5 protein-coding genes and 2 pseudogenes are annotated in these 5,677 nt (G+C 61.8%); 1 reads left to right on the top strand and 6 read right to left on the bottom strand.

The annotated features are described in order from the left end of the window. From WCA85_RS03380 to WCA85_RS03355, 6 genes and pseudogenes are all read right to left on the bottom strand, one after another. Positions 1-338: pseudogene (locus WCA85_RS03380) on the bottom strand (energy transducer TonB); the annotation flags it as partial. Positions 339-582: 244 nt separating this feature from the next. Then, positions 583-819, bottom strand: a complete 237-nt coding sequence (locus WCA85_RS03375; RefSeq protein WP_424061763.1) for a (2Fe-2S)-binding protein — start codon at positions 817-819, stop codon at positions 583-585. Positions 820-1,034: 215 nt separating this feature from the next. Continuing rightward, a complete protein-coding gene (gene murI / locus WCA85_RS03370) occupies positions 1,035-1,907 on the bottom strand; it encodes a glutamate racemase (RefSeq protein WP_424061764.1) in 873 nt (290 codons plus the stop codon). A gap of 119 nt (positions 1,908-2,026) precedes the next feature. Then, positions 2,027-2,506, bottom strand: a complete 480-nt coding sequence (gene bfr / locus WCA85_RS03365) for a bacterioferritin (RefSeq protein WP_424061762.1) — start codon at positions 2,504-2,506, stop codon at positions 2,027-2,029. Positions 2,507-2,739: 233 nt separating this feature from the next. Then, positions 2,740-4,263 (bottom strand): fumarate hydratase, encoded by a 1,524-nt coding sequence (locus tag WCA85_RS03360; protein WP_424061761.1) that lies wholly within the window; start codon positions 4,261-4,263, stop codon positions 2,740-2,742. Positions 4,264-4,361: 98 nt separating this feature from the next. Further along, positions 4,362-4,559, bottom strand: a pseudogene (locus tag WCA85_RS03355) (YqhA family protein); the annotation flags it as partial. A 589-nt stretch (positions 4,560-5,148) separates the two neighbouring features. Between WCA85_RS03355 and WCA85_RS03350 the strand changes: the two are divergent. Then, positions 5,149-5,677: acetyl-coenzyme A synthetase N-terminal domain-containing protein (locus tag WCA85_RS03350; protein ID WP_424061760.1), on the top strand; the 529-nt coding region annotated here is incomplete at its 3' end.

Below are 5,677 nucleotides of genomic sequence, written 5' to 3'. Positions count from 1 at the left end.
GCCTCAGGCAACGGCGCTGGCGTGGATTTGGCCACAGGCGTTGGGCGCGGCTGCACCTTGGGTTTGACGTGCGGTACCGGCGGCGTGGGCTTGGGCGGTGGCGGCGCGATGGACTGCAAGGCCACCGGCGCGGCGACTGGTGCCGGACTCAGCAACTCAGCCGTCATCTCATGCGACTCGATAGGGCGCACTTCGGGTTCATGACGCATGCTCATCACGACGGCGAGCAGCGCAACGTGAATCCCGGCGACAGCGGCCGTGGTGACAAGGGTGCGGGAATTCAAGCGAACGGACGGCGCCGGCATCGTGCCGGCTGGGGCGGGGTACGGAGCGGGCATGTTAATGTGGCCGCGCGCCGACGACACCGCACCCGTGACAAAGCAAGGTCATTTTCGGAATATCAGCAGCGAAATGCACAGTGTGGTCACGAAACCAATCAGCAATTCCATCTCCAACTCCTGTAACAGGGGTGATGAGGATTAGCTGGCTCGTACGTGTACTGGCTTGCTGACGGCAGTGGACTAAAGCGTGAGGCCGAAGCAGGCGCTCAGACAGGGCACGGCGGGCGCCGTGCCGGCAGGATCAAGCGGCCTTGCGTTCGTAGAACGTCAGCGGCACCGGGTGGCCATGTTGCTCGACTCCGCAACGGCTCGCGCAGACGCCGCTTTGCGCCATGACGTCGCGCACGGACGCCTCGCACTTGCCGCAGCACATGGCGACGCCGAGCTCGAACTGGAGTTCGTCGAAGGAGTCGACGCCATCAGCGATCGAGGCACGGATCGTCCGGTCGGATACAGACTTGCACACGCAAACAATCATGGTAGGGCGCAATAGCTAACGTTAATGCGAATTATTATCATTTTGTTTGGCCCGTTTGGCAAGCACCCTGTGCGGATTTTTGTAACAAAACCAGACTGTTAGCAGGGGTAACGCGGTCGGGAGTTGGGGCACGATGGCGGGCAGTCCGAGGGCTGCTGCTTCGTGATGGCGGTCAAACCGGCGCTGGGCTTACGCTGGCCAGGTCTGACCCCGCTTCAGGCGGCCTGGGAATCCGGCGCGAGGGTGCGCGGAGAGGGGATGACCACGCGTTCGACGGGAGCCTCTAATTGCAGCAGCGTGGCCGCCAGTTGTTGCAAGTGCGCACCGTCGCTGGTGGAGCAAAACCGGGGCAGATCAGCGGGTACGTCAGCGGCACCGCGCAGACCGCTCTGGTCGAGCACACGCTCAACCTGGCGGGCGATAGCGATGCTGGTGTCGATCAGCGCCATGCGCTCACCGACGATGTCGCGGATTGCCGCATCGAGAAACGGATAGTGAGTGCAACCGAGGACCAGCGTATCCGCGCCAGCGTCGAGCATGGGTTGCAGATAGCTCTGCAGCAGCGTGCGAAGCTCCGCCGAGCCGACGTCGCAGCGTTCGATCGCCTGCACGAGTCCGTGGCCTGGCTGGCACAGAAAGCGGCAGTCCGCAGCGTAGCGTTCGAGGAGGCTCTGGAAGCGCGTACTGCGCAGCGTCACTTGCGTGGCGAGCACGCCGGCGACGCGGGTCTTCGATTGAGAGGCGGCCGGTTTGATGCCGGGTTCAACACCGATCAACGGAATGGGCAGCCGCTCGCGCACCATCGCGATCGACTGTGCCGTCGCTGTGTTGCAGGCCACCACCAGCACCTTGGCGCCCTGCGTGACGAGCCATTGCCCGATGGCCAAGGTCCGCTCGGCGATGAAATCGTCATCGCGCTCGCCGTATGGGGCGTACAACGAGTCGGCCACGTAGATGATCGACTCGTCCGGCAACTGGGCGCGCACGGCGCGCAGCACGGACAGGCCGCCCAGGCCCGAGTCGAATATCCCGACCGGCGCGTGCTCCGCCCGGAGTTCACGAGCGCCGCGTGTGGCGGGCGAGGTCAGACCTGCGTCTGACGCAGAGGTGCGATGGGTTTTGCTCACGGGACGAGACAAAGGTGCAAACAGTGGGAGCAAGTGGCAGCGCCCGCGCTGGGCATAAAGCGATGCACGGGCTGCGCCGCTTAGGACTCGATTGAGCCCATGCCGGACTGCTGATAATTCTGGATGCCGACCTTGTCGATCAGATCCAGTTGCGTTTCCAGCCAGTCGATATGTTCTTCCGTATCGTCGAGAATCTTCACGAAGATTTCACGCGAGACGAAATCGCGAACTGATTCGCAATACGCAATAGCTTCCTTGCAGGTGCTCTGAGAAATCTGTTCGAGCTTCAAATCGCATTCGAGGATCTCTTTGGTTTCCTCGCCGATCAGCAGCTTGTGCAGGTCTTGCAGATTAGGCAGGCCGTCGAGCATGAAAATACGTTCGATCAACCAGTCAGCGTGCTTCATTTCGCCGATTGACTCATCGTATTCGTGCTTGCCGAGTTTTTCGAGCCCCCAATGCTTGTACATCCGCGCATGCAGAAAATACTGATTGATCGCGGTCAGTTCATTCTTCAACTGGGCGTTCAGATATTCGATAACCTTTTTGTCGCCTTGCATGGTTTTTTCCTTGTGGGGCTCTGAATTGCGATTTTCAACAACAATAAACGTCTGATCCAAAAAAGCCAAGGATCGGAGCATTTTTTGACAGTCCGCAGGGACCGCTGCGCTCCGTGATGGCTCGCTGCGCAATCCCTGCGTCCAGCAAAGAAAAAGCCGGGACCGCGAGCCCCGGCTTTCTGTCAACAGACGGCGGCCTTTGAACCTGGCCGCGAACCTGGTGACAGCTGGTTTTAAACCGTCGCGACCGGAATCTTGCCGATCTTTGCCTGCCATTCCTTCGGCCCGGTCTGATGCACCGACGTGCCGTTCGAATCCACCGCCACCGTCACCGGCATGTCCTGCACATCGAACTCATAGATGGCTTCCATGCCGAGGTCTTCGAACGCCAGCACCTTCGCGCTGCGGATCGCCTTCGAGACGAGGTACGCGGCGCCGCCCACGGCCATCAGGTAAGCCGCCTTGTGCTTCTTGATGGACTCGATGGCGACCGGGCCGCGTTCGGCCTTGCCGATCATCGAAATGAGACCGGTTTGCCCCAGCATCGTATCGGTGAACTTGTCCATGCGGGTCGCGGTGGTCGGGCCTGCGGGACCGACGGCTTCGTCGCGCACCGGGTCGACCGGGCCGACGTAGTAGATCACGCGGTTCGTGAAGTCCACCGGCAGCTTCTCGCCCTTGGCGAGCATGTCGGCGATGCGCTTGTGCGCAGCGTCGCGGCCCGTCAACATCTTGCCCGATAGCAGTAGCGTCTGGCCCGGCGTCCACGCAGCGACTTCAGCGGGCGTGAGCGTGTTCAGATCGACGCGCTTGCTGGTTTCCGTGTTCGGTTCCCACTGCACCTTCGGCCATGCGTCGAGCGAGGGCGCTTCGAGCTTCGCGACGCCCGAGCCATCCAGCGTGAAGTGCGCGTGACGCGTAGCCGCGCAGTTCGGGATGATGGCGATCGGCTTGGATGCAGCGTGCGTAGGCGCCGCCATGATCTTCACATCGAGCACGGTGGCGAGACCGCCAAGACCCTGTGCGCCGATGCCGAGCGCGTTGACCTTCTCGTGCAGTTCGATCCGCAGTTCTTCGATCCAGTCCTGCGGGCCGCGCGCGATGACGTCCTGAATGTCGATCGGATCCATCAGCGATTCCTTCGCCATCAGCATCGCCTTTTCAGCGGTACCGCCGATACCGATGCCGAGCATGCCCGGCGGGCACCAGCCGGCGCCCATCGTCGGCACGGTCTTCAGGATCCAGTCGACGATCGAATCCGACGGATTCAGCATCGCGAACTTCGATTTGTTTTCCGAGCCGCCGCCCTTGGCTGCGACCTGCACGTCGACCTTGTCGCCCGGCACGATCTCGTAGTGGATCACGGCCGGCGTGTTGTCCTTGGTGTTCTTGCGGGCCCCTTCCGGCGGGCTCACGATCGACGCGCGCAGCACGTTGTCCGGGTTCAGATAGCCGCGGCGCACGCCTTCGTTGATCATGTCGGTGACGCTCATCGTGGCGCCGTCCCAACGCACGTCCATGCCCACCTTCACAAACACCGTCACGATGCCGGTGTCCTGGCAGATCGGGCGCTTGCCTTCCGCACACATGCGGCTGTTGGTCAGGATCTGCGCGATGGCATCCTTGGCGGCCGGGCTCTCTTCGAGTTCGTACGCGCGGCCGAGAGCCTGGATGTAATCGAGCGGGTGGTAGTAGCTGATGTGTTGCAGCGAATCAGCAATGCTCTGAATCAGATCTTCCTGTTTGATGACGGTCATGGCTAGCTCAGTGGGGACAATGGCGCTTGTTGTACTGATCGCGTTGGCTGTGCGTTCAGTCGTGCGCCTTCAGGGGAGTGGAAACGGGTTGCAATACGGCTGGTTTCATCGAGCGTCATGGACGCTGTGACCAGATGCCAGACTTCCTTCAGGAAGAGCACCACATAGACGCCTTGCGCGACGATCAGGCCGCGGTAAAGCGGCACCTGCAGCCAGCGGCTCATAAAGATGATGGCGGGCAGGGGGCGCATCGGGCGGCGCGTTTTACCAGCTGAGTCGGAGCGCGGAGCGGACATGGGCAAGAATCAGGGCGATGAGATCGGGCTGAAAGCGGGCAGCGAAAAAACGGCCACGCTTGTCGGGCACGTTCGTGGGTAAGTTCATAGACCGGCTCGCGGACAAGCTTGCGACAGGCGCGCTATTGTACAGCGTCACCCGGGTTTGCCGCGCTGCAACGGGCAGAGGGTGGGGGCCGGCCGCTAACAGCGGCCCGCGTTTCAGCGCTGGAATCCGAATGGCGAGTTCAGTTAGCATTGTAAAAGGGCGCGTACTACGGCAGGCCCACGCCCCCGAGACATGCCCGGCCCACCGACCCCCGCGCTGCCAGGCGCGTAGCATCGCGAACTGCGAGGCTCATGCAAGCAGCGCTTGCGTAAGTGGCCGGTAAGTTGCAACGTTTATCTTGGCGATGAACGGGCTGATCGCGATTCGTGCATGCTGCAATGCGGCATGCGGATCTGGCTGATTGGCTGCGCATGGTGTGAAGGCCGTGCGCGAGGGTTGGAGACAGGCGCTGCGCATGTTTGACAGGCGGCGTCACCACGACATGGCGCGTCACCGACGCGTCAGCAGGTTTTACGTTTCATCTTCACCAAGGGGTAGTCGATGTCTGCGATTGAATCGGTTCTTCAGGAACACCGCGTTTTCCCACCCCCTGCCGCAGCGGCAGCAGGCGCCACCATCTCCGGTATGGACGCATACCGTGCCCTCGCCGCCGAAGCGGAAAGCGATTACGAAGGCTTCTGGGGCCGTCTTGCCAAAGAGACACTGAGCTGGAAAAAGCCTTTCACCAAGGTGCTCGACGAGTCGAAGGCGCCGTTCTACACATGGTTCGAGGATGGCCTGCTGAATGCGTCGTACAACAGCATCGACCGTCACGTGGAAGCCGGTCACGGCCAACGCGTCGCGATTGTCTTCGAGTCCGATGACGGCACGGTCGCCAACGTCACCTATCAGGATCTGCTGGAGCGAGTGAGCCGCTTCGCCAACGCGTTGAAGACGCGTGGCGTGAAGAAGGGCGACCGCGTGGTGATCTATATGCCGATGTCGGTGGAAGGCATCGTCGCGATGCAGGCCTGTGCGCGGATCGGCGCGACGCATTCGGTCGTGTTCGGCGGCTTCTCGTCGAAGTCGC

This window comes from Paraburkholderia sp. (genome assembly GCF_049581445.1).
Lineage (GTDB): Bacteria > Pseudomonadota > Gammaproteobacteria > Burkholderiales > Burkholderiaceae > Paraburkholderia.
This window is presented reverse-complemented; position numbering and strand designations above follow the sequence as displayed.

Coding starts and splice junctions, on each gene's coding strand:
- WCA85_RS03375 (WP_424061763.1), bottom strand. CDS start 819: ATGATTGTTTGCGTGTGCAAGTCTGTATCCGACCGGACGATCCGTGCC.
- WCA85_RS03360 (WP_424061761.1), bottom strand. CDS start 4,263: ATGACCGTCATCAAACAGGAAGATCTGATTCAGAGCATTGCTGATTCG.
- bfr (WP_424061762.1), bottom strand. CDS start 2,506: ATGCAAGGCGACAAAAAGGTTATCGAATATCTGAACGCCCAGTTGAAG.